Annotated in this window: 27 protein-coding genes; 9 read left to right on the forward strand and 18 right to left on the reverse strand. The window is 57.1% G+C overall.

The genetic code is table 11. The annotated features are described in order from the left end of the window. Positions 1 to 2 precede the first annotated feature (2 nt). Entirely contained in the window at positions 3 to 917 is a 915-nt protein-coding gene (locus tag Q0899_RS14165; RefSeq protein WP_299193597.1) for a hypothetical protein, read from the forward strand. Positions 918 to 950: 33 nt separating this feature from the next. Here Q0899_RS14165 and Q0899_RS14170 read toward each other — a convergent pair whose 3' ends face one another. The 4 genes from Q0899_RS14170 to Q0899_RS14185 all read right to left on the reverse strand — a co-directional run bounded on the left by Q0899_RS14170 (position 951) and on the right by Q0899_RS14185 (position 3550). Beyond that, on the reverse strand, positions 951 to 1136 hold the full coding sequence (locus Q0899_RS14170; RefSeq protein WP_299193599.1) for a hypothetical protein: 186 nt from the start codon (positions 1134 to 1136) through the stop codon (positions 951 to 953). A 43-nt stretch (positions 1137 to 1179) separates the two neighbouring features. Beyond that, positions 1180 to 1746, reverse strand: a complete 567-nt coding sequence (locus Q0899_RS14175) for a metallophosphoesterase (protein ID WP_299193601.1) — start codon at positions 1744 to 1746, stop codon at positions 1180 to 1182. Between the two features lie 182 nt (positions 1747 to 1928). Then, on the reverse strand, positions 1929 to 2786 hold the full coding sequence (locus Q0899_RS14180; RefSeq protein ID WP_299193603.1) for a hypothetical protein: 858 nt from the start codon (positions 2784 to 2786) through the stop codon (positions 1929 to 1931). After that, positions 2783 to 3550 (reverse strand): AAA family ATPase, encoded by a 768-nt coding sequence (locus Q0899_RS14185; RefSeq protein WP_299193605.1) that lies wholly within the window; start codon positions 3548 to 3550, stop codon positions 2783 to 2785. The genes Q0899_RS14180 and Q0899_RS14185 overlap by 4 nt, the downstream gene beginning before the upstream one ends. A 78-nt stretch (positions 3551 to 3628) precedes the next feature. On the opposite strand from Q0899_RS14185, the gene Q0899_RS14190 reads away from it, so the two are divergent. Continuing rightward, positions 3629 to 3832, forward strand: coding sequence for a helix-turn-helix transcriptional regulator (locus Q0899_RS14190; RefSeq protein WP_299193607.1), 204 nt, complete (start codon positions 3629 to 3631; stop codon positions 3830 to 3832). Positions 3833 to 3867: 35 nt separating this feature from the next. Here the strand turns inward: Q0899_RS14190 and Q0899_RS14195 are convergent, their stop codons facing one another. The 5 genes from Q0899_RS14195 to Q0899_RS14215 all read right to left on the reverse strand — a co-directional run bounded on the left by Q0899_RS14195 (position 3868) and on the right by Q0899_RS14215 (position 10253). After that, positions 3868 to 6753: a type I restriction endonuclease subunit R gene (locus Q0899_RS14195; RefSeq protein WP_299193609.1), complete on the reverse strand. Its 2886-nt coding sequence runs from the start codon at positions 6751 to 6753 to the stop codon at positions 3868 to 3870. 9 nt (positions 6754 to 6762) lie between these two features. Continuing rightward, positions 6763 to 7938 (reverse strand): restriction endonuclease subunit S, encoded by a 1176-nt coding sequence (locus Q0899_RS14200; RefSeq protein WP_299193611.1) that lies wholly within the window; start codon positions 7936 to 7938, stop codon positions 6763 to 6765. Next, positions 7935 to 9497, reverse strand: coding sequence for a type I restriction-modification system subunit M (locus Q0899_RS14205; protein WP_299193613.1), 1563 nt, complete (start codon positions 9495 to 9497; stop codon positions 7935 to 7937). Before Q0899_RS14205 ends, Q0899_RS14200 begins: the two co-directional genes overlap by 4 nt. A gap of 61 nt (positions 9498 to 9558) precedes the next feature. After that, positions 9559 to 9849, reverse strand: coding sequence for a hypothetical protein (locus Q0899_RS14210; RefSeq protein WP_299193615.1), 291 nt, complete (start codon positions 9847 to 9849; stop codon positions 9559 to 9561). Further along, on the reverse strand, positions 9846 to 10253 hold the full coding sequence (locus Q0899_RS14215) for a helix-turn-helix transcriptional regulator (protein WP_299193617.1): 408 nt from the start codon (positions 10251 to 10253) through the stop codon (positions 9846 to 9848). The genes Q0899_RS14210 and Q0899_RS14215 overlap by 4 nt, the downstream gene beginning before the upstream one ends. Before the next feature lie 533 nt (positions 10254 to 10786). Between Q0899_RS14215 and Q0899_RS14220 the strand changes: the two genes are divergently transcribed. After that, the gene (locus tag Q0899_RS14220) at positions 10787 to 11860 is read left to right on the forward strand and encodes a tyrosine-type recombinase/integrase (protein ID WP_299193619.1); all 1074 of its coding nucleotides are present in this window, start codon (positions 10787 to 10789) and stop codon (positions 11858 to 11860) included. Between the two features lie 197 nt (positions 11861 to 12057). On the opposite strand, the gene Q0899_RS14225 is transcribed toward Q0899_RS14220, so the two are convergent. Both Q0899_RS14225 and Q0899_RS14230 read right to left on the reverse strand, forming a co-directional pair. After that, positions 12058 to 12756 (reverse strand): hypothetical protein, encoded by a 699-nt coding sequence (locus Q0899_RS14225; protein WP_298361215.1) that lies wholly within the window; start codon positions 12754 to 12756, stop codon positions 12058 to 12060. Further along, positions 12728 to 13021 carry a hypothetical protein gene (locus Q0899_RS14230; RefSeq protein WP_298361217.1) on the reverse strand — a complete coding sequence of 98 codons (294 nt, stop codon included), beginning with the start codon at positions 13019 to 13021 and terminating at the stop codon, positions 12728 to 12730. Before Q0899_RS14230 ends, Q0899_RS14225 begins: the two co-directional genes overlap by 29 nt. Before the next feature lie 162 nt (positions 13022 to 13183). Here Q0899_RS14230 and Q0899_RS14235 point away from each other — a divergent pair, with 162 nt between their 5' ends. The 4 genes from Q0899_RS14235 (at position 13184) to Q0899_RS14250 (ending at position 16711) form a co-directional block, all read left to right on the forward strand. Further along, the gene (locus Q0899_RS14235; RefSeq protein WP_299193622.1) at positions 13184 to 13624 is read left to right on the forward strand and encodes a hypothetical protein; all 441 of its coding nucleotides are present in this window, start codon (positions 13184 to 13186) and stop codon (positions 13622 to 13624) included. An 89-nt stretch (positions 13625 to 13713) separates the two neighbouring features. After that, positions 13714 to 14322: a ribonuclease HII gene (locus tag Q0899_RS14240; RefSeq protein WP_299195382.1), complete on the forward strand. Its 609-nt coding sequence runs from the start codon at positions 13714 to 13716 to the stop codon at positions 14320 to 14322. A 110-nt stretch (positions 14323 to 14432) separates the two neighbouring features. Then, a complete protein-coding gene (locus Q0899_RS14245) occupies positions 14433 to 15533 on the forward strand; it encodes a site-specific DNA-methyltransferase (RefSeq protein ID WP_298295069.1) in 1101 nt (366 codons plus the stop codon). Positions 15534 to 15682: 149 nt separating this feature from the next. Continuing rightward, positions 15683 to 16711, forward strand: a complete 1029-nt coding sequence (locus Q0899_RS14250) for an NADP-dependent oxidoreductase (protein WP_299193624.1) — start codon at positions 15683 to 15685, stop codon at positions 16709 to 16711. Between the two features lie 99 nt (positions 16712 to 16810). Here the strand turns inward: Q0899_RS14250 and Q0899_RS14255 are convergent, their stop codons facing one another. Together Q0899_RS14255 and mutY are read right to left on the reverse strand one after the other, a co-directional pair. Next, on the reverse strand, positions 16811 to 17950 hold the full coding sequence (locus Q0899_RS14255) for an alkane 1-monooxygenase (protein WP_299193626.1): 1140 nt from the start codon (positions 17948 to 17950) through the stop codon (positions 16811 to 16813). Between the two features lie 61 nt (positions 17951 to 18011). After that, complete coding sequence (gene mutY / locus Q0899_RS14260) at positions 18012 to 19064, reverse strand: A/G-specific adenine glycosylase (RefSeq protein ID WP_298295075.1); 1053 nt, start codon at positions 19062 to 19064, stop codon at positions 18012 to 18014. Positions 19065 to 19147: 83 nt separating this feature from the next. Between mutY and Q0899_RS14265 the strand changes: the two genes are divergently transcribed. Together Q0899_RS14265 and Q0899_RS14270 are read left to right on the forward strand one after the other, a co-directional pair. Next, a complete protein-coding gene (locus tag Q0899_RS14265; RefSeq protein WP_298295077.1) occupies positions 19148 to 19693 on the forward strand; it encodes a DciA family protein in 546 nt (181 codons plus the stop codon). 1 nt (position 19694) lies between these two features. Beyond that, entirely contained in the window at positions 19695 to 20354 is a 660-nt protein-coding gene (locus Q0899_RS14270; protein ID WP_298295079.1) for a DsbA family protein, read from the forward strand. Here the strand turns inward: Q0899_RS14270 and lpxK are convergent. From lpxK to Q0899_RS14295, 5 genes are all read right to left on the reverse strand, one after another. Then, positions 20351 to 21328, reverse strand: a complete 978-nt coding sequence (gene lpxK / locus Q0899_RS14275) for a tetraacyldisaccharide 4'-kinase (protein WP_299193629.1) — start codon at positions 21326 to 21328, stop codon at positions 20351 to 20353. The genes Q0899_RS14270 and lpxK overlap by 4 nt on opposite strands. Further along, a complete protein-coding gene (locus Q0899_RS14280; protein WP_298361232.1) occupies positions 21325 to 22617 on the reverse strand; it encodes a 3-deoxy-D-manno-octulosonic acid transferase in 1293 nt (430 codons plus the stop codon). The genes lpxK and Q0899_RS14280 overlap by 4 nt, the downstream gene beginning before the upstream one ends. Positions 22618 to 22629: 12 nt before the next feature. Then, on the reverse strand, positions 22630 to 22875 hold the full coding sequence (locus tag Q0899_RS14285) for a DUF4170 domain-containing protein (protein ID WP_298295084.1): 246 nt from the start codon (positions 22873 to 22875) through the stop codon (positions 22630 to 22632). A 90-nt stretch (positions 22876 to 22965) separates the two neighbouring features. Beyond that, on the reverse strand, positions 22966 to 23742 hold the full coding sequence (locus tag Q0899_RS14290) for a 3'(2'),5'-bisphosphate nucleotidase CysQ (RefSeq protein ID WP_366942118.1): 777 nt from the start codon (positions 23740 to 23742) through the stop codon (positions 22966 to 22968). Then, positions 23735 to 25081: a TldD/PmbA family protein gene (locus tag Q0899_RS14295; protein WP_299193634.1), complete on the reverse strand. Its 1347-nt coding sequence runs from the start codon at positions 25079 to 25081 to the stop codon at positions 23735 to 23737. Before Q0899_RS14295 ends, Q0899_RS14290 begins: the two co-directional genes overlap by 8 nt. Between the last annotated feature and the right edge of the window lie 4 nt (positions 25082 to 25085).

The following is a 25085-nucleotide window of genomic DNA, read 5'->3' on the forward strand; positions in this document are numbered from 1 at the left end:
AGTTGGCGTTCAACGATGCGTGTGGAGAGAAGCCGTTCGCGACCGCTGAAAACGCTTGCAGTTCTCTGTCGGTCATCAGTCAAGGTATTGCTGAACTCGTAAGTGCAGGCGTTGCTAGAAAAGTGCTGCGATTGGCAAAACCAGTGAATGAAGTTTCATTGTCAGATGGGCTAAGCCTTTTCGATGTCATGCTAACTCTGACCAGCCGCCCTCTTACCAAAGATCAAGGCATATTTCTGCAGAGCATTGCTCAGAAAGTACCGCTGGAAGATGATCTAGACGATGATAGTTTCGAAAGGGTCGCCACTTGGTCGCTCTGCGACTTTCCTGACTGTCTTGCATTATTGTTATGTACAGCATCAGACAGGATAGCGGTGTCAGCTTCGGACGACACCGTTTGGCACAAGCCCTTCATTGAAGTGAGTTATACGAAAGATGGTGTAACCGACGTCACGGTCGGCCGGATAGGAAACATCTTTTCTCACGACATCGAGGAGTTGAAGCAAAGCATTCTGCATGATGGTTTAGGTGAGAAAACACCAAACGAAATTTGGGAAACAAAAAATCAGGTTTTTCCCAACCTTAGGTTCGTTCCCTCAGTTGAGCAAAACCTTAAGGCTCTTGGCCTTGTGCAATTTCAGCAGGCAGTGCGAAAATTGATCCAGTTGCAAACCTCGGCGGAAAATTGGTTGGAAAGGCCCGTTTACACCATAGATGTACGACCTGAATCTGAGGCTACGATGAATAAGTTTGGGAATTTGAGAAAATTTCGCGATGGGTCAGGAAACATCCATGTTTATGAGCTTCATTCAACGGTTGCCGATGGTTTTCGTGCTCATTTTAGAGAAGTTACAGAACAGAACGTTCTCGAAATCGGTTATATCGGCCCACACCTGAAAGTCGCCAAAAAGAATTAAGAACTGCGGGGTTACGCGGATGTCCAGGCCGTCTTACTTTCTCATGATCTCTGGAAACCGCTTTGAATCGATCCATTGCTTTCCATCTTTTGGCGCACCCCAAGGGTTGCCAAATGCTTTTTCCGCAGGTGGGTCGTCCAAGTGCAGGTCGAGCGAATTCACCGCTCGTCGGGCACGTTTGTGGGACGCTTTCTTGAACAGCTTATCGCTGTCGTTCATGGTCATCCCGCAAATAGAGGTCTTCCGGTAGGATCGGGACATCTCATATCTCCTTGGCGTTATGCTCGACGTCTTGCCAGTGCTTGTTCACAGGCAGAGTCTTGGCTCGCCGCGCTATGTCCTCGAAACGCACGGGCATGAAGTCCCAGACATCTACACCGGAGTTTACGCTGTTGCGCGACCCTTTCCAGTTGTTGTGGACGTGGCCGAATATCTGGAGCGCATCACGACGGGCGTGGTTCCATGTGATCATCGGATAGTGGCAGAGCGTGTGTGCTTGCCGCTGAGGTCCATCCCGGACCTCCGCCAGATGTGAGACGCTGGTCCAAGGCAGTGCCTGCGTCGGCTCCAGGTCATGGTTGCCGACAATCAGGTGCTTTTCGACACCAGGCAGCTTTCTGAACAGCTTGGTCAGCCACTCATTGTCTTTGGCTTTTGGCCCATGAGCAAAATCTCCAATGATCCACAGCGCATCCTTTGGCCCAACCATGGCCCAGAGGTTCTGCATCAGAACCGCGTCCATGTGATTTGCCGACCGGAATGGACGGTTGCAGAACTTGATGACGTTCTCATGCCCGAAATGCGGGTCTGCGGTGTACCAGTTGGTCATGTCTTTTCTCCGGCGTGCCCGATGGCGGCGGCGTCAGAGGCAGTGCAAAGATGGATGGATCATCAGAGGCGAACGGCTCATAGCCGCCCGCCAATATGCGGGCGCTAGTCTTGGGTGATATGTTTGCGCTTGTTGATCATGCGCGTCTCATAGCGGTTTCTTCTGCATCTGGCTATCCATGATCACAGGTCCATGTCCGAGGCTTCGACTTCCTCGCCGGTCAGGGCTTCGACGATCTGTCGATCAAGCTCTGCCATGTGCTGACGGCCGAGTTCATAATCGACCAGTGAGAAGCCGATCAGGGTACTGCCGGGCTCTCCACGATAGGTGACCGTGAAGGTGGCTAGACAGCCTGTTTTGATCTCATCGTCGCGCGGATAGGCAAAGCGGTAGGACACATCATTGCGATAATGGCGGGAGTTGCCGCATAGCTCGTAAGTCGTCCGGATTGTGCGCTCTCGCCCCAATTCGGTGCGGGTTTCCTCATGGATCAGTTCCCTAATCGCATCCAGGTTTTCAATGAAGCCTTCGGTGCTCCAGGCATAGGTCAGCGTCATGGTGCGCCCATCGATCTCGACACGGGACGGAGGACCATACAGCCCCTCGACCTGCGCCTTCAGTTCCAGCGGTTCGGGTAGTTCGTCGCTTGGCTGACGCATAGAGCGGTGGATCGCCATCGGTCGTTGTTCCATCACATCGGACGATAGCGTGGCTGTCACCTGATCTTGGTCCGCACCAGCGAGCCTGCCATTTACGCCAACATCGCCAATGCGCGTGAATTGTTGATAGGTGAACTCAAACACGTTGCCGTCTGGGGATTGTACCCGCAGAACTTCGCTCTCGCTTGTTGGAGCAGCATCGCTGCGTTCTGCGTAGACGGCCAGAACATCGCCTAGGGGATCGCCGGGTTGCAGTCCGAGGATTTCGTATGGGTAGGGACGAGCCTCTGGTGCAGGGAGTGGCGTGAGCTCATCCTCCGCGAAAGCCGGGAGCGCCATAGAGGCCGCAGCCAAACCAAATGTCAGCGATGTACGGATCATGCGACGGCCTTTCTTTTGAATGCATAGGGGGACTGGTCGCCGGTGAAGGGCTCCAAACGCTGACCGTCTAGCGCCCATTCGACCTCATGGGTCAGGCGCTGCACAGCATTCCAGGCCGCAAGGGCATCGCGATACCGGGCGAAACCGGGCCTGTCGGGCTTGCAGGCCAGTGTTGAGACGAAAAGTGCGATATCGCCATTGAGGATCTGATCGGAGATTGCTTCGGCCCAGGGTAGCTCCGAGTGGAACACCGCGTGATAGCTGAAGGCTGTTCGGGTTTCGACTACTTCACCGGCACCGTTTCTACATCCAGTGATCAGGCACATCAGGTCTTCGGGCGTTCCGAGATATTGGTCGATGCCTTCAACAATGCACTTGGCCTCAAACGGGCTGATAGCAGGGGCAATGATAAGATCAGCCAACCCAAGCGCCGCAAGTTGCGGTTCATCCAGCCTGGCCTTTGTATCGATCAGAAGAAGATCAATGCCACGGGCGTTAGCCGCTGCCGCACTGTCTTCGACTTCATCGCGTGTTCTGCATTCGATCAGCTCCAGTTGCGGTGGGCGGACTTTGCAGGCCGCCATTTGCGCTATCCAGTTCTGCAATGTTGAGGGTTGGCTACCTTTGGGGTTTGTCCCCGCCTGATCGGTGCAATCCATCACCGCGACCCGCTTGCCTTGAGCGAGAAGGCCAGACGCAAGCGCCATCGTTGCAATGGTGCGGCCAGAGCCGCCCTTGTTGGCAAACATTGCAATGCTCTTCATCGGAACCTCAATTCGCAAAATACATAATATAGTTGATAACATTAAAGTATGTAATTTCCAATGGTCTGGCGCATGGATATGCGCAAACTAGTTGGAAATAATTTTGCACGCCTGCGGCGCGAGAAGGGCCTAACGCAGGAGCAAGTTGAAGAGCGTTCAGGCTTTAGTCAGCAGTACTTGAGTGGCCTTGAGCGCGGTCGGCGAAACCCAACAGTGATAACCCTCTACGAACTGGCCCAAGCGCTCGATGTATCGCATGTAGAGTTGGTGGAACCCAACTGAGAGACCGTTGGAACGCTGCCGAAGCTGTTCACATGCTAGGTGAATTTAAGATCCCCTAGTCCTTCATCGAAGGTCTCAACAAAACTGGCAATTCGCGAAATTACCCGTTCGGCTGCCTGCTTACGTTGCAGAATACCAGGCGTCTCCAGCATTACGGCGACAATCTCGTCCGTTAATGGTGACTTGCCGGAAAACTGATAGCTCTCCAGTAGGGATGCAAAGCCCTCAGGTTTCAGGTTCTCCTCAGTGCAAATCTTGGAGAATTCAGAAGCGCGTTTTTTGCTCCAGAAGTCCTCGAATATGTCGTGGGTCTCTTCAGGACTGCTCACCATAGGAAGGTAGGCTGTGATGAACTCCTCAATGAGCTCGCGCTTGCTTCGAAGCTTGGGTTCGGAGCCCAACAAATCGAGAATCGTCTTGGTTTTGTTTGCCGCATCTAGCGGATCTTCCGCTTCTCGCTGTTCCGCTATCACTGAGGCAAGCAATGCCAGGATGTAGGCGACGTTGATGTTGTCGCGTCGAATGAGCTCAAGTTCGAAATCGACTTCGTCTAATATTGAGGCACGTGTGTCGTCATCACGGTCTGATTTTAGACGGTCATGGATATCTAGATATTTGCTTTTGAAATCTTCAAAACGTTGGGCGTCGATGGACAGATCATCATCACTAAACTCGGCGAAGCTGGTCAGCACGTTTCGAATGCGGATCAGCTCTCGGAACGCCCGTACAAAAGCCATGAGGTCCTCTTCAGATACCAGCTTGTCGACGGCGGATGGTGTTGCAGCGATCTTTAGCAGCTCCATGACCCCTTCGTTAAAGCGGGTTACGTAGTCTTGATACGGCTCAATTAGGATGGTCTCGTCGGCGTCTTTGTTCGAGAAAAGTTTGATTGCCTCGTCAACTTTGGTTTTGAGGTTGCGGAAGCAGACGATATTTCCTTGTGATTTTTTCTGGCCAAGAATGCGGTTTGTACGTGAGAATGCCTGTATAAGCCCATGATATCGAAGGTTCTTGTCAACATATAGCGTGTTACAGGTTTTTGCGTCGAAGCCGGTGAGGAACATATTGACTACCAGCAAGATGTCGATGCCTTGGCCATCGATGAAGTCCTTACGATCCCGCCACTTCATTCGTTTCGCGAGCGCCTTGTAATAGACGTAGAAGGCTTTGCCATCTTTGACGCTGTTATTCGTACCGAACATTGCGTTGTAGTCGCCGACATACCCAGCCAGCTTGTCGCGGCTATGCTTGGTGGTCTCGCTGATCGGCCCGCCAGTAACGTCTGGCTCCCCGATCAGTCCGTTGGCATCTTCGTCCTCTTCATTTGCAGCGAAGGTAAAGATGGTCGCTACTTTCAGGTCGTGCTTCCCTTCGGCCTTCTTTCGCTGAAAAGCATCATAAGTCTTGGTCAAAGCATCAACTGATCCTGCACACATAATTGCCGAGAAATCCCGGTTGTGAGTTTTGCGGTGGTGGTTTTCGATCACCCAATCAACGACACCTTCAATCCGTCTCTCGTCCTCAAAAAACTCTTTCAGGTCGAGGCCTGTGACCTCTTCGTCACTGATCAGAGAGCCGTCTTTTCGGTGCAGTTTTCCCCAATACTCAACAGCAAACCGAAGCACGTTCTCGTCACGGATGGCATCAGTGATAACGTAGCGGTGCAAGCACTCGTCGAAAAGGACAGCGGTCGTGCGCTTTCCAATGGCGTTTTCTTTGAGGATCGGAGTACCGGTAAAGCCAAACATCTGGGCCCTTGAGAAGAAGGCCACGATGTTCTTGTGGGTATCGCCGAACTGGCTACGGTGGCATTCGTCGAAGACGAACACGATGCGCTCATCTTTCAGTGCTTCCATCGTCGTAGCGTGTTTGTCACGTGTGATTGCCGTGTTCAGTTTCTGTATGGTGGTGACGACTAACTTGGTATCCGGGTCGGCAAGTTGGTCGACGAGAGCACTCGTGTTGTCCGTGCCGTCGACTGAACCTGGAGAGAAGAAGTTGAACTCTTTCGTTGTTTGATAATCAAGGTCGGCTCGGTCTACGACAAACACCACTTTCGCGACCTTTGGATTTTCGACAATAACCTGACTGGCCTTGAAGCTGGTCAGGGTCTTGCCCGAGCCCGTGGTGTGCCAGATGTAGCCGTTCTTGCGGCCCTTCATCACGCGATCCAGGATGCATTCAACTGCATAGTACTGGTAGGGGCGAAGCACCATCAATGCCTTATCACTTTCGTGCAATACCACGTACTTTGCGACCATCTTTGAAACGAAACATTTCTCCAGGAAGGCGTCGGCAAAGGCTTCCAGTTTTGTGATCGGATTGTTGGCCTTATCCGCCCAGAAGAACGTTTGTTTGAAATCTTGGTGCCGGTTGTTGGCATAGTATTTCGTGTTCACGCCGTTCGAGATGACGAAGAGCTGGACATACTGGAACAGCGCATTGCCTGCACCAAAGCTGTGGCGGTGATAGCGGTTGATCTGGTTGAAGGCCTCTTTCAACTCGATCCCGCGCCGCTTCAGCTCAATTTGGATGAGTGGAAGCCCGTTCACCAGCAGCGTCACGTCATAGCGGGTCTTGTATTGGCCTTCTTGCGTGATCTGGTGAGTGACCTGATAGCGATTTCGGCACCATTCGCGTCCATTGAAGAACTGCACATAGGCCGTCGTGCCGTCGTCGCGCTGCAAAGTCATGCGGTCGCGCAGCGTCTTGGCTTTCTCAAAGGTCGAACCTTTGCCCAGGTAGTTGAGGATGGTGCGAAACTCCCCGTCCGAGAATTGCAGCCCGTTATGCGCCTCAAGTTGCGCGCGCAGGTTAGCCTCCAGCGCCGCATTGTCTGGGATGGCGACCGAGGTCCAGCCCAGATCGTTCAGACGCTGGATTAAGGCATTTTCAAGCTGGGCTTCGGACTGAGTATTCATAGGTAAACCTTAGACAAACAGCTTTTGTAGAAGGCCCTTTTTGAAGGCCTCCATCTCGGAAATCTTCTGTGACAGAGTGTTGATTTTGGCGTCGGCCGCCAAGAGTGTGGCAGCAATCTTGCGCTGTTCGTCGGGGTGGGGAACCATAACCTTGATTTCGCCAAAGAGCGGAAATTTCAGGTTCCAAGTATCCTTGGTCAATCCCTGAGAGTACTTTCTGAACTGGTTCACGAGGGGCGGAAACTTGAAGTAGTATGCCCAGAACTTTGGTATCTGCCCGCAACTGGGCGTAACCACCGTATATGCTGGGCTCACAATGCCATCATATTCTGAAAGACCATTCGCCCCTTGCCACATACGCATGGAATTGTAGGCAATGTCACCGGGGCGTACGCATTTATAGTTGGAGCGATCAATACTCGCCTCTTGAGCGCGTGCAACATCCGATGCTCTGCGAACACCATTGTGCATCGTGACGGACAAAAGTTCTGCCGTAGGATTCCCTCGCTCAGAACGTTCGCTGAACATTTTGCCAAGTCGCCGCTCCTCCCAATCCGGGAAGGCATTGCCGTCTTCGCGGGTAAAGCGCAGCTCACGCGAAAACAGCTGCTGCATCAGCCAACGCTTATAGTCCTCCAGCGCAATTTTCTTGTCGATCAGAAGGGTGATCTTGCATGAGGTAGCGTCGAATACTGCTGCGATCTTTTCCTGTTCGGGTTGATCCGGCAATGCGAGCGGGATCTTGGCAAAGTCCTGATAATAAAGGCGCAAGCGGTCGTTGGTCAGCCCGTGTGAGTAGGCCCACAGTTGGTGCAGCATGTGTTGGTTTTGAAACCAGTAGTCGAAGAACTTCGAGGATACTCCTGGCTCGGGTGACAGCACCACATAGGCAGGACTAACCATGCATTCCTCAGCCGCGAGGCCGGCTGCGCCCTGCCACATCCGCATCATGTTGTAGACCAGATCGCCAGGTTGGGCGCGCAGATTACTTTCGTCTGCTGCGTCGGCACCCATATGGCGATCAAGGCTATCTCGACGGACAAGCCCACGGTCCTGGGTCACAGAGTAGATCGGCAGTCCCGCTTCGCCCTTGGTTTTACTGTTGCGAAAGGCATCACCAGCTCGTGCAGGCTTCCATGGGCTTTTGAACTCTGGAAAACGCAGTTCCGGCACAAAGTTGTTCATAGGGGTGCTTCCAGGCCAAGTTCGGCACAAAACCCACGCAGTTCCTCATCGACATCACGCATGTCCAGATTGATTTGTTCGATGCACCTCGTCACCTTCTCAAGATCGACGGGCGATTCCGGCACGAAGGTGTCGACATAACGGGGGATATTGAGGTTGAAATCGTTCTCTTCGATCTCTGCCAGCAAAGCACGGTGTGAAAACCGCTCTTCCTCCGCTCGTGTACGATACGCCTGAACAATACGTTCAACGTCGCCTTGGCCCAGCGTGTTTTGGTTTTTACCTCGTTCAAAACAAGTCGAGGCGTCCACGAAGAACACGTCTTCAGTCTCTTTGCACTTCTTCAGAACCAATATGCAGGTCGGTATGGCCGTGCCGTAGAAGATGTTCTCCGGAAGGCCGATTACCGAGTCCAACCAGTTGCGGCGGATCAGAAATTCACGGATTGCGCCTTCCGCGCCACCTCGGAACAGCACGCCGTGGGGCAGAATGACCGCCATGGTTCCGTCTTCGTCCAGGTGGTGCAGCATGTGTTGAACGAAGGCAAAATCGGCTTTGGAGGCCGGTGCTAGACGCCCATACTCGGCAAAGCGGTCGTCGCTCTCGAAAACTTTGTTGGCTGACCACTTCGCAGAAAAGGGCGGGTTTGCAACGATGGCCTCAAAGGTCATGCCTTCATGCTGGGGAAGTTCGAGCGTGTCTTCCTGCTCAATGTCAAATTTGCTGTAGTGCACCCCGTGTAGGATCATGTTCATCCGAGCAAGGTTATAAGTCGTCCGGTTCAGCTCCTGGCCATAGAAGTCCGCGATGTTTTTCTCGCCGACCTCACGTGCAACACGCAGCAGAAGCGAGCCCGATCCGCATGTTGGGTCATAAACCGACCGCAACCGCGCTTTGCCGGTTGTGACGATTTTTGCCAGAACCGTTGAGACCTCTTGCGGCGTGTAGAACTCGCCCGCTTTCTTGCCCGCGCCTGAGGCAAATTTGCCGATCAAATACTCATAGGCGTCACCCAAGACGTCCGAATCCGCAGACTCCAGTTGGAAATCGATTGCGTCGAGGTGGACAAGAACCTTGGAGATCAGCGCGTTGCGCGCCTCATTCGAGCGGCCAAGTTTGCTTGAATTGAGATCGAGGTCCTCGAACAGGTTTACAAAGTCCTCTTCAGACTCATTACCCATCGTCGATTGCTGTATGTTGTTCAGCGTCTCGGCCAGGTCCGCTAAAATGAAGCTGCCGGGTTCGCTCCCGCGTTGGGCGACTGCTGAAAACAGCTCTCGTGGGGGAAGGTAGTAACCCAAGCTCTCGATACAAGCTTCTTTGACAGCCGTGAGCATGCCGACGTGCACAGCGTCACTCTCATCCAACGCTGAGAAAGTCAGCCCCTCTGATTTCAGGAGCTCTTGGTCGATGTAGAGATGCAGCCGTTCTGAGAGGTACTTGTAGAAAATGAACCCTAGAATGTAGTCGCGGAAGTCGTCCGCATCCATCCGCCCACGGAGCTCGTTGGCGATGTCCCAGAGTTTTTGCTCAAGCTTCTTTTTTTGTTCTTCTGTCAATGCAACACCTTCAGCGAGTTACTTGGTCGCTTGTGTGCAACAGATCTATGGGGCGGAACAGTCATCCCGAAATATTCAAAGATGGCCGCGCAGTAAAAGACATACAAAGAGTGGCGGTCCAAGCGACGAAAAATGCCAAAATCGTTGACCCAGCGAAAGTTGCAGCTCCAATTTCTGATCCAACGATCAAGAACATGACGCCAAAACCGATCCAGCTCAGACCAGCTGCGAAGCATGCCGACAGCGCAAACTGAAAACAGCGCGTCCTCGCCAAGTTGAGCCGATTTGCATTAGCATTCGCGTGTGCTTGGGCGACGATCTTGCGTGCCTGCTCGATGAATGGGTTTCTCATTTTGGGTCTTTCCTCAATGTTTTAAAGTATGCGTCCATGCGCGAGACGTTCAGGCCGCCTTCGCGAAGTATTTCGTCGAAGACGTAAAGAACGACGTCGGATTCATAGTCGGGGCTCGGAATCTCGTCTTCTGCAATAAAGTGTTCCCGGACTGCTATAACGGCAGCTTTGATAGCATCCCGCACTTCTAGCCCTGATTTGGCGCCATCGCCTGTAAGCAGCCAAGCGATATTCGCGTCGTATTTTTCCGAGATTTCCAAGGCCACTGCTAACGGAAGTTCCCGGATGCCGAGCTCGTAATTCTTGTAGGCTCGATCAGACAGCCCAAGGTCTGCGCCAAAGGCGGCTTGGGACATGCCAGTTGCTTTTCTTATCGACGACAATCGCTCTTGCAGGCTGCTCATCGTTACCTTATGGTATCAATTGTTACCAGAATCAGCGACCAAGGGTCGAATCTTCCGCTTCATTCCCAACTGTAGCGGTTCGTTCCCAAGACGCCAAGAAAATGGAGGCTCTTTTGGAAGGATTCTCTACACCGCGAGAATTGGCAAATGCTTCGGGTTGGCCGGAAAAGACAATTCGGAGTCTGATCGCAACGAATGAGTTGCGCCACCTGAAGCTGAAACAGCGGTTCTTTGTTCCTGACGGAGCTCTTGAGGAGTTCATCGAACGCAGGATGGTTGTGCCAAAGAGCCCGTTAGGTGGTCGAAAACAATCGGAGAGTTCCGATGACTGTACCTGAACGCCTTGGATCTGAGGTGTTGGATACTGGTCTGACGCCAAAGCAGTGGGTCGATCTCCTCAAAGAACGAGAAATCGACGTAACTGAACGAACACTTCGGGCCGTCGCAAACCGGATTGGTGCCTGCCACAAGCTTGGCAACGCAATGATCATCACGGCGGCCCAAATCGATACAATTTTGAAGGAGGGCAACCATTGCCGCTCGAACCGAGGAAAAGGGACCGGATCTTCTATGCGGTCGGTTGGATCGAATACAACGGCCGCCCGATCGCCGGTCCATATCGAAAAAGCACGGAGTCGACTACTGAAGCTGGCGCGCGGGACTGGATAGCTCAGGAAACGGAATACCAAATCCGAAAGCATCTTGTTGGAGAAGACAAAGCTCTCAGGTTCCTGGATGCCCTCGAGCTCTATGACCCTGACCCGAAGACTGCCGCTCGAATAGAGAAGTTGCTCGACGAAATCGGAGAGAAGCCATTATCCGACATCACCGGCGCTTTTCTCAAAAGCTTGGGTCCCAAGCTAATGCCAGACGTGTCTGCCGATACATGGTTGCGGGAGATAATCACACCAGTCCGTGCAGTTGTTAACAATGCCCACGAACTGAAGAGAACACCTTATCTGAAAGTTCGAGCCTTCAAAACAAGCGAAGTTGTCGCTCAGGACACCAGGCGCGGGAAAACAAGCCGCGTAAAGCGAGTCCCAGCAACAAGAGAGTGGATTGAAGCATTCTGTCGGGAGGCTGACCCCTATAATGCAGCACTTGTTCGCTTCATGTTTGAAACAGCCGCAAGGATAGATCAGGCTGTCTCTGTGAAACCTGCGGAAGTCTTCCCGGACTCGCTTGCGGTTAGCCTGAAAGCCCAAAAAGGTCATCCCAAATGCCTGGTCGCCGTCAGTCCAGAGATGATGGAGGAGATCACGGCGTTGAAGCCCAAACGGCCAAAAAATCGGAAGACCGGTGGATTCATGGAAGAACGCTTGTTCGGTTACGGGAGTTCGACCGGTTACAACGGGCGTTGGAAGACGATCTGCAAAGCCGCTGGTATACCTTATCTTTCGGCCCATGCGGCTGGCAGACATGGATTCTATACCGAACTAGTTGTGCGACAGGGAGTGGACCCAGTAACCGCTGCTGAGGCTGGTCGTTGGTCTGACGTGTCTTTGCCGTTGAGGGTGTATGCCCATTCCGAGACCGATGAAGCAGAGATAAGAGCGCTGTTTCGCACAAAACTCGTACATTCGAGAGCCAAAAATAATAGTAAATAACTGAAATCAAAATAGGAATAATAACATGAATAACTCCCTCCTAAGGGGCAGGTTGCAGGTTCGAATCCTGCCGGGGTCGCCAGTTTCTGGGGATGGTTAACGGGCTGAGGGGGCGAAAAACCGCGTACACGGGGTGTACACACACTGTACACACCCCGTACCGACAGCGGGTCGTGACAAAAGGGGTTAACGGCGGCTCAGTCCATGCGGATTGAGGCGGGTTCGACCGCCAACACGTACCCTTTGCGGGCGATGTTCTTGATCAGAAGTTCGCTCATCATCTGGTTGCCCAAGTGGTCGCGGAGGCGTTTGATGCGGACGGCGCCGGCGGCCTCGTCGCACTCGAGCTGAGGCTTGCCGGTGATCACGCTTTCAATCTCGACGCCCGACAAGATGTCATCGTCGATACGAGCCTCGGCCAGAACTGACAGCGTTTCCAAAGCGGCCTCGGTCAGTTTGAACTCCATGTCGTTGATCTGCACGATGCGTTCGCCGCGATGCACGGTGAGCGTGTTGACCTGAATGCCGGATTTTTCGACCTCTGCCATGCGGCGGGCGAGGCCCACCAAAGACACAAGAGACACCAGGGTGGCGATCAGCAGCGCGGTTGCAAACACCATCAAGACGAAGATGATGAAGCGGTAAGAAGCCAAGGTCTCGGAAAATGCGGTGCCTGAGCCTGCGAGGATTTCGAGCAGCTTGATCTCGGCCTCGCCCGTTAACGTGTCGTTTTCAACGAAGAGCCGTTCGACCCGCATGTTGAATGCGTTGGCGTCGGGCAGGTTCAGAAACAGGACCAGCGCGGCCACCATCAGAATCGCGACAATTGCGGCAACGCCAATGACGATCACCCTCGCAGGCGTCAGCTTAGAAGCGGAGATAGTACTGTCCCGCACTGGCTTTCCTTCCTGCTAGGCCATTGTCGTCAAACACGCTGAGCACATTGAGCAGGGTCCAGCCCTGATTGGCAAGCCGCGGCGCGATAGCAGCGGCGGCGCTGGATTGCCCGGCGCAGACGCTGTCTGCAACCTGGATCACCCCGTAATGCAGCTGCAACGGGTTGTCCTTCTTGGCTTTGTAGTCAGCGTAGCACGCGGCATGCGCGCTGCTGATCGACGCCGCGAACATAAGCGCGGCCAGATATGTGATGCGATGTTTCATGAGGCTCACATGGGGTCAGAGCCGCCGGTTATTCAATAACAAACGCCCGTTAGCCGGTAGCGGCGTGGTGAAATTGTTTAGCGCCAGCACGGCGGCCAGATTTGTGGTGTCCGGTCAAGACGGCCGCACCTGAAACCTGATCTAGCCCGAAAGGAAGACCCCATGAAACGCACTTTTCTTGCAAGCATATTGAGCGTCTCACTTGCTGCCACCTCGCTGACCGCGACGACCGCGCCTGCCCAAGCCGATGAAGATGTCCTGAAGGTCATCGCCGGTCTGGTGGTGCTGGGCGCGATTGCCAATCAGGTCAAACAGAACAAACAGTCGCGCCAGACGGTCACGCGCACCTATGACAGCTTTGGCAACGGCCCGCGCAAACATCAGCATCGATCGCCTGTGCGCCAATACAAAGTCGCTCCGCAGCGCTGCATACGGGAAACCTGGACCCATCGCGGCCAACGGGAGGTGTACGGCGCGCGGTGCATGCAGCGTCATGCCAATGCCCAGCTTCCGCAGAAATGCCTGCGCCAGAACAAGACCAATAGCGGCCCGCGCTACTTCTATGCCAAGCGGTGCCTGCGCAACCAAGGGTGGCGCGCTTGAGCTATAACGAGGCCGAGCAGTTGGGGGTGGCCGCCAAGGTCGCCCCCTTTCTCTTTGCGTTTCCGGGCTGGCCGGTGTTTGAACGGCCTATGGGACCAGATTTTTCATTTGAGGCGGCTTTGATCGCGGATGGTGTCTCCGGTGTGGCCGGGGTGGATGAAGCCGGGCGCGGACCGTTGTCAGGGCCGGTGGTGGCGGCGGCGGTTGTGTTGAACCCGTCCGACATCCCTGACGGGTTGAACGATTCCAAGAAGCTGACCGCGAAAAAGCGCGAGGCCCTGTTTGACGAGATTTGCGCGCGGACAGAGTTTTGCATCGCCGAGGCCAGTGTCGAGGAGATCGACGCGTTGAACATCTACCACGCCTCGCATCTGGCGATGTGCCGCGCGGTTGCGGGGATCGAGGGCGTCGGCCACGTTCTGGTCGACGGCAACCGGGTGCCCGCCGATTTGGCGCACCCTTCCACCCCGTTGGTAAAGGGCGACGCGCGATCCCAGTCGATTGCGGCGGCGTCGATATTGGCGAAAGTCACCCGGGACCGGATCATGAGTGCATTGGCGCAACAATACCCCGCCTACAATTGGGGCAAAAATATGGGCTACCCGACCAAAGAGCATATCAGTGCATTAGAGCAACACGGCGTAACACCACATCATCGGCGTTCCTACAAACCGGTCCACAATATCTTGTGTCGATGATTTTTTGTAAGTAATTGAAACTTATAGTTTTTGACTGGCGAATCGGTTTGAATCATCCTGTACCCAACAAATGAACAGACGCCACCAAGGCGCTACATTCGGGGCAGACGATGGGAAAACTCACCAAGGTGACGCATGAAGCGTTGCCGCTGAACACGATCATGGATGGCGACTGCATCGAGGCTATGAACAGCCTGCCGGAGGCGTCTGTCGACCTGATCTTTGCCGACCCTCCTTACAACCTGCAGCTGCGCGGCGACCTGCATCGCCCGGACAATTCCAAAGTGGACGCGGTCGACAATGACTGGGACCAGTTTGCCAGCTTCAAACGTTACGACGAGTTTACCCAAGCCTGGCTGAAGGCCGCCAAGCGGCTGTTGAAACCCAACGGCGCGATTTGGGTGATCGGGTCCTACCACAACATTTTCCGCGTCGGCCACGAGCTGCAGAACCAAGGGTTCTGGATGCTGAACGACGTGGTGTGGCGCAAGTCGAACCCGATGCCCAACTTCCGCGGCAAACGGCTGACCAACGCGCATGAAACGCTGATTTGGGCGTCCAAGTCGGAAGGGTCGAAATACACGTTTAACTACGAAGCGCTGAAGGCGCTGAACGAGGGTGTGCAGATGCGGTCCGACTGGGTTCTGCCGATTTGCACCGGGCATGAGCGTCTGAAAAATGAGGATGGCGACAAAGCCCATCCGACGCAGAAACCCGAATCCTTGTTGCACCGCGTGCTGGTGGCGACGACCAACCCGGGCGACGTTGTGCTGGATCCGTTCTTTGGGACCGGCACCACCGGGGCCGTGGCCAAGAAGCTGGGGCGCAACTTTATCGGGATCGAGCGGGAGAAAGCCTATCGCGAGGTTGCTGAGAAGCGGCTGAAGGACGTGCGCAAGTTTGACCGGTCCTCGCTGGAAGTGACGCAATCGAAACGGGCCGAGCCGCGGGTGGCATTTGGTGTTCTGGTGGAGCGAGGGATGCTGTCGCCGGGTGAAGAATTGTGGTCCCTGAACGGGCGTCACAAGGCCAAGGTGCGGGCCGACGGCACGCTGATTGGCGACGACGTGAAAGGCTCTATCCATCAGGTTGGGGCCGCGCTGGAAGGCGCGCCGAGCTGCAATGGTTGGACCTACTGGGCCTACAAAAAGGACGGCAAGAAGGTCCCGATTGACCTGCTGCGCCAGCAAGTCCGCGCGGAGATGAACTAAGCCGTTTTCGAAATTCAACAGTTACCGCCCGTGCCTGCGGCCATCGTCGCCGGCACATACCTAAGCCCTGCCTTCTCCCAAGAGAGGCAGGGCATTTTTTTATCTGTGGGATGGGGGTAGGGTTGGGGCGCATTGAAAGAGGATTTGCCATGACCACCGCCCAATCGATCACCCTTGCCTCGCGCCCGACCGGCTCCCCCGTGCCTGAGAATTTCGCTTTGGTGGACCGGGTTATGCCGGACCCCGGTGCGGGGGAATTTCTGGTGCGGGTGATCTGGCTGTCGCTGGACCCCTACATGCGCGGGCGGATGGATGACGCCAAATCCTATGCGGAGCCGGTGGCGATTGGTGGGGTGATGGAAGGCGGGGCCGTGGGAGAGGTATTGGTGTCTAACCATGCGGGATTTGCGGTTGGCGACATTGTCACCGCGCAGTTTGGCTGGACCACACATGCCATCTCGGACGGGGAAGGTGTGCGGAAGGTGAACCCGGATGTGGCCCCAATTTCGACGGCGTTGGGTGCGTTGGGGATGCCGGGGATCACCGCCTGGGTGGGCTTGAACGAGATCGCGGCGGCGCAAGCGGGGGAGACGATTGTGGTCTCGGCCGCGACGGGTGCTGTGGGCGGCATGGTGGGTCAGCTGGCGAAGGCCAAGGGCATGCGTGTGATTGGCGTTGCGGGCGGCCCGGAAAAATGCGCCTTTGCCGAGGCCGAGTTGGGATATGACATCTGTCTGGACCACCGCGCGATGGATGCAAAAGAGCTGGCGGCGGCTTTGATAGCCGCGGCACCAGACGGGGTGGACGTGTATTTTGAGAATGTTGGCGGCAAAACCTTGGAGGCGGTTCTGACGCGGATGAACACGGGCGGGCGGATCGCCCTGTGCGGCGCGATTTCGTGGTATTCCGGTCAGGGCATTGCCGAGGCGCAGCCCCTGCCAGCGGTTTGGCGCAACATCCTGACACGGCGGCTGCGGGTGCAGGGGTTCATCATTTTCGACCATTTCCACCTGATGGGCCAATTCCAAAAGGAGGTCGGGCCGCTGGTTGGCAATGGCACGATCAAGGTGAAAGAAAGCGTCACTGACGGGCTGGAGAACGCCCCCGCGGCGTTTATAGAACTGCTGAAGGGCGGCAATTTCGGCAAGCAATTGGTGAGGGTCGGCGACGATCCCTGATTGGGTGCTGCGCACGCTCGTTTGATTGTGCTCTTTGGGGAGCTTTGCTCCCCAGCCGCACGGGCAAACCCCTCAGGATATTTCCGAACATGGAAAGGGTTAGCGGGGCATTGGGTTGGTCGCCGTTTTGTAAGCCGACCAATCGGTGATCTCTGGGTAATACATTGCCCGCCATTTGCGCACACGCGGGTTCATGATGCGCCGGAAGAGTGGCGGCACCATCGCGGCCATTGTCATCACCGGGTAGCCGTGGGGGAGCTGAGGGGCGTCTGCCTCGGTATAGGTTTGCAGCAGCGGGAAGCGGCGGTCGGGTTTGTAATGATGGTCCGAGTGGCGCTGCAGGTTGATCAGGAACCAGTTGGAGGCCTTTTGCGCAGCGTTCCAGGAGTGGCGGGGCTGCACGTGTTCGTATTTGCCGTCGCCCAGGTGTTTGCGGGTCAGGCCGTAATGCTCAATGTAGTTGACCAGTTCCAGCTGCCAGATCGCCACGAAAGATTGGAAAACAAAGAGGCCCAGGCCGGCCCAGCCGCCGACAAGCGCGGCGATGATCAGGAAGGCCAATTGCAGCGCGGCGTAGCGCCAGAACGGGTTGGAGAAATCTGTGGCGGGCAGGCTCTTGCGGGTGAGCATTTTTACCTCGGCATCCCACGCGGATTTGGCGCATTGGCGCAGCACGCGGGGGAAGAACCGATGGAAGCCTTCATTGTATCGCGCTGTTACAGGGTCTTTTGGCGTGGCCACGTATCGGTGATGATTGAGCAGATGTTCTGAACGGAAATGGCTGTAGAGCACCGAGGCCAGCAGCAGGTCGGCCAGCCAGCGTTCCAGGCGGTTTTTCTGGTGCATCAATTCGTGGGAATAGTTGATGCCGACGGAGCCTGTGACGACCCCGATGCCGAAGAATAGCCAGATGATTTCAGAGGTCGAGAGATGATCGGCATTCAGCGCGTAGGCCATGGTGCCGAATATCGTGACGAATTGCACCGGAAACCAAATCAGGGTGACCAGCGTGTACCAGAACAGCTCTTCCTCGGGCGTTTCCAAATCCGCGTTCTTGGTGTTCAGGCCAACGAATGTGTCGAGGACCGAAAACATACCCCAGCCAAAAAGTGGGATCAAAGCGATGTACCAGCCGCCCTGCATAGCAGCGAGCATGACAACCGGGATCAACGCGAGCGCCAGCCAAAAGGGTGCCGCGTTTTGCAGCTTGGAGACCTGCTGTGATGTCAGAGTTGCCATGGCTGGGATGTCCTCTTGGGTGCTTTTTCCTTAGCCACAATAGCTTAGCGAAGGCTTACGCTCAATTCAGGGTGACGTGATGACACGCAACGTCATAAACCTTGCGCATAACGGTGGGCAGGCTGGCGGGGCTGAACTGCGGGTGGGGGACAAATTGGCCGCGTTCAGGCTCTGTTTCGGCCCAACTGGTAAGGACCTGAAGCTTGAGATGAAAATGCGTGAAGGTGTGGCGCACCTCCATACCAGTGTCTTGCCATTGGGTTTCAATCGGGGGGTGGGGTTGCGGGTCTTCATTCCAATCAGAGCCGGGCCAACCGAGCATACCCCCCAACAGCCCCTTCTCGGGACGGGTTTCAAGGAGCCACGCGCCGTCAGGGCGGCGGGCGACATAAGCGATGCCCTTGCGGGTGGGTTTGACCTTTTTGGGCAGCTTCTTCGGCAGCTCTGCCGCGGTGCCTAGGGCGCGGGCCTTGCAGGGGTCTTTCCACGGGCAGATGCCGCAAGCCGGGTTTTTGGGGGAGCAGATGGTGGCACCGAGATCCATCACCGCCTGATTGTAGTCGCCCTGACGTGACGTGGGCGTTAACGCCGCGGCCAACTTGGTCAGCTCTGGCTTTGAGGTGGGGAGCGGGTCCTCGACCGCGTAGAGCCGCGACATGACGCGTTCGACATTGCCGTCGACCACAGTGGCCTGCCGGTCGAAGGCGATGGAGGCAATTGCGGCAGAGGTGTAGGGGCCGATGCCAGGCAGGGTTTGCAACGCCTCCACGGTATCGGGGAAGGCGCCGCCGTGATCGGCAACAACCGCGCGCGCGCATTTCAGCAGGTTGCGGGCGCGGGCGTAGTAGCCGAGGCCCGCCCACGCGGCCATGACGTCCGCATCTTCAGCCGCGGCGAGGTCCGCGACAGTGGGCCAGATGCTGGTGAACTTGACGAAGTAGTCTTTGACCGCCGCCACGGTGGTTTGTTGCAGCATGATCTCAGACAGCCACACGCGGTAGGGGTCCGGCCGTATTCCGGCCTGCTTGTCGGCGGGCGGCGTGCGCCACGGCATGGCGCGGGCATGCACATCGTACCAGTCGAGCAGCGTTTGGGGGTCTGGCGTCTCACGCAAAGTTTATGTTCCTTGGTGTTGGGTTTTTAGTGCCTCGCATTGTCCTGAAGGGTAGACTAAAGCTGCCGCTTGAAAAGGGTGCTATGGCCGCAAAGCAGACATATCCCAAGACCAAGAGCCCGACCCGTCGGGGCCGCGGCTTTGCGTCCATGTCGGGGCTGATCCAGAACCGCGTGAAAACGGCGGGCGAAAAACGCGGCTTTGCGGTGATGCGGCTGCTGACCCATTGGGCGGAGATTGTGGGCGACGACCTGTCCAAGATGGCGACGCCGGTGAAGATTGGCTACTCGCGCGACGGGTTTGGGGCGGTGCTGACGGTGCTGACCACCGGGCCGAATGCGCCTTTGGTGCAGATGCAGCTGCCGCAGATACGCGAGCGGGTGAACGCGTGCTACGGCTATTCCGCCATCAGCCGCGTCGCTATCACGCAGACCGCGCCGGTTGGGTTCCACGAAGGCCGCGTTATGTTTGAGGACACGCCCGAAGAGGTGAAGCCGCCGGTGAGCGAGGAGGTCAAACGCGCCTCCGCCGCGATGACGGATGGCGTTGAGAACGAGGGATTGAAGGCCGCGTTAGAAACGCTGAGCCAGAACTATTTGTCGCGCAAAGGCGCATCGAAAGGGAACTGACATGAACCGCAACCTTCTGCTGGCAGGACTTGCCGTGGTGGCCGTCGCCATAGGCGGCTTCTTCGTGATGAACCGGGATGCCGCGCCCGGCGTGACAGAGCTTGGCTCTGCGCAGGCGCAAACCACGTCTGATATTGACACCTCCATGGTGAAGGAAATGACGATAGGTGCGGAGGACGCGCCGATCACCTTTATCGAATACGCGTCCTACACCTGCCCGCATTGCCAGCGGTTCCACAAAGATGTCTTCCCGCAGCTGAAAGCGGACTACATCGACACCGGCAAGGTGAAATTCGTGTATCGCGAGGTCTATTTCGACGGCCCGGGTCTTTGGGCGGGCATGATGGCGCGGTGCGGTGGCGAGGACCGGTTCTTTGGGTTGGTCGACCTGATTTATGAAAACCAGCGCACTTGGACCCAAGGTGAGCCTGCGCAGATCGCGGCAAACCTGAAGAAGATGGGCAAGTTGGCAGGTTTGACCGACGCGCAGCTGGATGCGTGCCTGCAAGATGGTGAGAAGGCGCGCGCGATGACGGCGGTGTTTCAGGAAAACTCGCAAGCCGATGGCGTGCGGTCGACCCCGAGCTTTGTGATCGACGGCAAGCTGGAATCCAACATGTCCTATGACGACCTGAAAGCGTTGCTGGACGCGAAGCTTTAGAGCGCGTCGATCAGGGCGTCCAACGGGGCCCAATCGTCAATTTGGAGCCTGACCGGCACCGTTAGAACTTGTGATCTGAAGGACGCGGGCAAACGCACCGCGTCCTTTTCTGTTGTGACAAGCTGTGCGCCCAGAGACGTTGCCTCAGACGCAAGACGCGTCAGCAGCGCGTCGGATAGCTGCTGATGGTCATCCAGCGGCTCTGACTTGGCGATGTCGGCCCCAAGGGCGCGGACGGTTGCGAAAAACTTGTCGGGCATGCCAATGCCGGCAAATGCCAAGACGCGCAGATCGGTCCAATCCATCCCCGTCTCCAGCGGCACGAGCTGGCCCGTCATATGCGGCAAACGATCCGGGAAATGGTGCAGCCCGGCAAACCGCCCCTGCGCCTTTGGGCCGCCAATACTGAGGAGCGCATCGGCGCGCGCCAAGCCGACGTCAACAGGTTCGCGCAGTGGGCCTGCTGGCAAGACGCGTTCGTTGCCAAAACCACGAGCGGCATCGGCCACGACGATAGAGATGTCTTTGTGCAGCGAGGGGTTTTGATGCCCGTCATCCAGCAGAATGACGTCGGCCCCGGCCTCAACGGCCTGTTGCGCGCCTGCCGCGCGGTCGCGCGCGATCCACGTGGGGGCAAAAGCCGCGAGCAGCAGCGGCTCGTCTCCGACCTCTTGCGCGCTGTGCTTCTGTTCGGACACCTGAAGCGGTCCTTCCAGCGACCCGCCATGCCCACGCGATACGATATGGGGCGACATCCCGCGGTCTTTCAGGCGCTGCGCAAGGGCGATGACAGTCGGGGTTTTCCCGGTGCCGCCGACATTGATATTGCCGACGCAGATCACAGGCACGGGAAGCTTAAGAGAATTCGCCTTGGCCAACCTCCGCGCCGTGACGTTCGCATAGAGCGCCCCAAGCGGTGCCAAGGCCCGCGCAGCAAGTCCGGGCGGGCGATACCAGAAGCCGGGCGCCTTCATGGCTGCGCCTCGACATGGTCGATCATCTCGGTGATTTCGGCCAGGGCGCGGTCTGTCGCGCCCGCACCGCTAGAGGTCACCTCCCAAGCCGCATGGGCGAGGGCGGCGGCGCGGTGGGGCTCCAACAGCTCTACGATTACCTCGCCAAGCTCTTCCGCAGTCACCACTTGTTTGGCCGCCGCGGATGTGTCCAACCGGTCATATATTTCTTCCGCGCTTGCGACATGGGGGCCATGCACGATGGCTGACCCAAGCGCTGCAGGTTCGTAGGGGTTATGCCCACCGATTTCGACCAGCGAGCCGCCAAGGAAAGTGACAGGGGCCACACGGTACCACAGCCCCATCTCGCCCAATGTGTCGGCCAGATAGATCTGGGTGGCAGGTTCCGGGTCCGCGCCTTCTGATCGCACCGAGACATTCCATCCCCTATCCCTGAGCATTGCCGCAATGTCCGGTCCGCGTTCCGGATGCCGTGGGGCGAGTATCAGGAGCAATCGGTGTGACGCCTTGATCGCCTGCGCATGGGCTATGGCGGCCAGTTCCTCTTCGCCCTCATGTGTCGAGGCGGCGAGCCAGACGGGTCGGGTTTTCAATTGGTCAGACAGACGTAACCGCTCAGCCTCGTTGTGAGGCAGCGCGCCGCCGCTTTCCTTGAGGGAGCCGGTGACTTCGATCTTGTCGCCTTGAACGCGAAGTTTCCGGAAGTAGTTTGCGGTCGTCTCGTCCTGCACAAATATCCGGTCGAAGCTGCCCAGAAGTACGCGGGCCGCGCCCGGCAACCACCGCCATTTCTTATGCGACTTTTCCGACATGCGCGCGTTCAGCAGCAACATCGGCGTTCCGCGTTTTTTCGTCTCTGCGATGAGGGCGGGCCACAGTTCGCTTTCGGTCCAGATGGCAATGTCAGGTTGCCAATGCGCGAGGAATTTGCGCACGAAAGGACGCGCATCAAGGGGTACAAACTGGTGGATGGTCTGGGGCGGCAGTCGGGTCTGGATCAGATCGGCAGAAGTCCGCGTGCCGGTGGTCATCAGCACGTTGAGGTCGGGAAAATCGTCGAGCATCTGTTCGATCAGGTTGAGCAGTGACAACGACTCGCCGACGGAGGCCGCGTGAAACCACACCAGCGTCCCTTTGGGGCGGGGCAACGAGGCCTCGCCGCGTCGTTCCGCGATACGGTCAGGGTGTTCTTTGCCCTCTGCCAGTCTGGCCTCGAGCTTGCGATTGGCAAAGCCCACCAGCCGGTTCGACACTGCCAGATAGGCCGCCAAGCCGATGGAGAATGCCACCTGACAGCCCGCTTAGTTGCCGAGCTCTTCGGTCGGGCTTGCAGGTGTTTCTTCGTCGCGCAGACGGTGAATATGGGCGATAAAGTAACGCATATGGGCATTGTCCACGGTGCGCTGCGCCTCGGATTTCCAGGCGTTGTAGGCGGAATCATAATCCGGGAACATGCCGACGATGTGGATGTCGCCAACATCCTTGAAGGCGTTTTTAGTGGGGTCGACGAGCTCGCCGCCGAAGACCAGATGCAGACGTTGTGTCATGGGTTTGGCTCCATTTGTTGTCGCGGTGACCATAGGGGAACCACGACGCACGTTACAGGGGGTATCGTGCAGGTGATGCGCCTTTTTAGGTTAGCTGAGCTTGAGGCGGGATTGCAGCTGCGGGTGCAGGTTCGGCCCGGCGCAGACGCAGCCATTATTCATCGGCCGGGGACGGTTAAATTGCAGCGGTTTACCGGCTATATCGGACGCGATGCCGCCGGCTTGGCGGACGATCAGTTCCCCCGCCGCGATGTCCCATTCCCAGCAGTCGCGCAGCGTCAGCATGGCGTCAAACCGGCCCTGCGCCACAAGGCTGAGCCGGTAGGCCAGCGACGGGCGGAAGTGGCGTGCCAGAGGGGGCGCGCCGTTGGTCCAGAACTCATCTCTGAGGTTGGGCTTGGCGGCAAGCACCGTCGCCCCGTCGAGGTTCGATTGCAGGGTGGCTTTGATCGGCTCCCCGTTCAGCATTGCGACCTCCGCCTCCGACGCGGTGTAGAGCCGGTCCATCATAGGCACATACACCACCGCACATGTGACGCGGCCGTTTTCCGCAATTGCCAGCGAGTGGGACCAGCTGCGTTCGCCCGCGATGAATGCGCGGGTGCCGTCAATTGGATCGACGATGAAGACGCGGTCATGGGTCAGTCGCGTCGCGTCATCCTCGGTCTCTTCGGACAGCCAGCCATAGGTGGCGCGGCTGGCCAGCAGCTCGGATTTGAGCATGGCGTCGATGGCCAGATCGGCCTCGGTCACCGGGCCTTGGTTGTCGTCCTTGTTCCAGACCTCGGGGTCGTCGCGAAAGAACGACCGCCCGATCTTGGCAGAGGCATGCGCGGCGTCGATCAGCAGTTGAAGGTCTTCATTCACCGGCAAGGATCAGCCCCTCAACCGCGAGGCTAGGGACAACGCGCGACAGGTGGGCGCGCCCGTCATTGGCAGGACGAATAGAGCGCAGCATGTCGCGCAGATTTCCCGCCAAGGTGCATTCGTTGACGGGGTAGGCGCGTTCGCCGTTCTCGACCCAGAAGCCTGATGCCCCGCGCGAATAGTCGCCGGTATTGGGGTTGATGGTGGAGCCGATCATCGAGGTCACCAGCAGCCCCGTGCCCATGTCCTTCAGCATCTCGTCCAATGTCATGTCGCCCTGCGTCAGGCTGATGTTCGAAATCGATGGCGAAGGCGGGCTGGACGTGCCGCGCGCCGCGCTGCTGGTGCTTTGCATCCCAAGCTTGCGGGCGTTGGCCAAATCAAGCGTCCAGCTTTGCAGAACACCGTCTTTGATGATGTCGCGTTTGGCTGTGGCCAGCGCTTCAGCGTCGAACGGTTTCGAGCCTGAGATGCGCACCCGGTGCGGGTCCTCGATGAGGTCCAGGCCCTTGGGCAACACCATCTCGCCCATCGCATCCATTAGCCAACTGGACCCACGTGCGATCATCGCGCCGTTGGCAGCGGAAAGCAGGTGGGAAATCAAGGAGGACGCGACACGTTCGTCAAAGATCACCGGGTAGGCGCCTGTCTTGGGCTTTCGTGCGCCGGCGCGTTTGACCGTGCGCTCGCCTGCTATGCGGCCGATATCCGCGGCATCGGGCAGGTCAGCCTGATAGATGCGAGCTTCGCCAAAATAATCCCGTTCCATCGCCGTGCCTTCCCCGGTGATGGCAACACAAGACGTGGACCGGCTGGAGCGTTGGTACCCGCCCGCAAACCCGTTGGACGCTGCCAGATGGATGCGGCGGGTGCCGTATCCCGCGCTTGCAGATTGAACCTGCGAGACGCCATTGACGGCAAGGGCTGCCGCTTCCGCGCGTTTGGCATCTTCTTCCAGCGCCTGCGCCTCGGGCTCAGCGGATGCGTCATAGAGATCAAGCGCCGCGGCGTCCGTGATCTGCGACAGCTGTGCGGCATCCGCCAGCCCTATATGGGGGTCCTCAGGCGCCTCGCTGGCCATGAACACGGCGCGTTCTGCCATATTTTGCAGCGTGTCAGGGTCGATCAGGGAGGAGGACACGCAGGCCTGCCTTTGCCCGACCATAACCCGCAACCCGACCTCCAACCCTTCCGAGCGTTCCGCGTGTTCCAGCTTGCCGCCAAGCACGTCTATTGAGACCGAGCGACCATCAGCCGCCAGCACGTCGGCCGCATCCGCGCCCGCGGATTTGGCCATCTTCAAAAGCTGCTGCGATAAGTCAGAGAGGGAGTGGGCCATGTGG

This window comes from uncultured Litoreibacter sp. (genome assembly GCF_947501785.1).
Taxonomy (GTDB): Bacteria; Pseudomonadota; Alphaproteobacteria; order Rhodobacterales; family Rhodobacteraceae; genus Litoreibacter.

Bases quoted from the DNA above. Each gene is read 5' to 3' on its own strand.
- Q0899_RS14230 (WP_298361217.1), bottom strand. From the start codon at position 13,021: ATGAAACATCGCATCACATATCTGGCCGCGCTTATGTTCGCGGCGTCG.
- Q0899_RS14245 (WP_298295069.1), top strand. From the start codon at position 14,433: ATGGGAAAACTCACCAAGGTGACGCATGAAGCGTTGCCGCTGAACACG.
- lpxK (WP_299193629.1), bottom strand. From the start codon at position 21,328: ATGAAGGCGCCCGGCTTCTGGTATCGCCCGCCCGGACTTGCTGCGCGG.
- Q0899_RS14180 (WP_299193603.1), bottom strand. From the start codon at position 2,786: ATGATCCGTACATCGCTGACATTTGGTTTGGCTGCGGCCTCTATGGCG.
- Q0899_RS14190 (WP_299193607.1), top strand. From the start codon at position 3,629: ATGCGCAAACTAGTTGGAAATAATTTTGCACGCCTGCGGCGCGAGAAG.
- Q0899_RS14240 (WP_299195382.1), top strand. From the start codon at position 13,714: ATGGGACCAGATTTTTCATTTGAGGCGGCTTTGATCGCGGATGGTGTC.
- Q0899_RS14270 (WP_298295079.1), top strand. From the start codon at position 19,695: ATGAACCGCAACCTTCTGCTGGCAGGACTTGCCGTGGTGGCCGTCGCC.
- Q0899_RS14185 (WP_299193605.1), bottom strand. From the start codon at position 3,550: ATGAAGAGCATTGCAATGTTTGCCAACAAGGGCGGCTCTGGCCGCACC.
- Q0899_RS14255 (WP_299193626.1), bottom strand. From the start codon at position 17,950: ATGGCAACTCTGACATCACAGCAGGTCTCCAAGCTGCAAAACGCGGCA.
- Q0899_RS14200 (WP_299193611.1), bottom strand. From the start codon at position 7,938: ATGAACAACTTTGTGCCGGAACTGCGTTTTCCAGAGTTCAAAAGCCCA.
- Q0899_RS14195 (WP_299193609.1), bottom strand. From the start codon at position 6,753: ATGAATACTCAGTCCGAAGCCCAGCTTGAAAATGCCTTAATCCAGCGT.
- Q0899_RS14235 (WP_299193622.1), top strand. From the start codon at position 13,184: ATGAAACGCACTTTTCTTGCAAGCATATTGAGCGTCTCACTTGCTGCC.
- Q0899_RS14250 (WP_299193624.1), top strand. From the start codon at position 15,683: ATGACCACCGCCCAATCGATCACCCTTGCCTCGCGCCCGACCGGCTCC.
- Q0899_RS14295 (WP_299193634.1), bottom strand. From the start codon at position 25,081: ATGGCCCACTCCCTCTCTGACTTATCGCAGCAGCTTTTGAAGATGGCC.
- Q0899_RS14175 (WP_299193601.1), bottom strand. From the start codon at position 1,746: ATGACCAACTGGTACACCGCAGACCCGCATTTCGGGCATGAGAACGTC.
- Q0899_RS14265 (WP_298295077.1), top strand. From the start codon at position 19,148: ATGGCCGCAAAGCAGACATATCCCAAGACCAAGAGCCCGACCCGTCGG.
- Q0899_RS14215 (WP_299193617.1), bottom strand. From the start codon at position 10,253: ATGAGCAGCCTGCAAGAGCGATTGTCGTCGATAAGAAAAGCAACTGGC.
- Q0899_RS14170 (WP_299193599.1), bottom strand. From the start codon at position 1,136: ATGAACGACAGCGATAAGCTGTTCAAGAAAGCGTCCCACAAACGTGCC.
- Q0899_RS14285 (WP_298295084.1), bottom strand. From the start codon at position 22,875: ATGACACAACGTCTGCATCTGGTCTTCGGCGGCGAGCTCGTCGACCCC.
- Q0899_RS14210 (WP_299193615.1), bottom strand. From the start codon at position 9,849: ATGAGAAACCCATTCATCGAGCAGGCACGCAAGATCGTCGCCCAAGCA.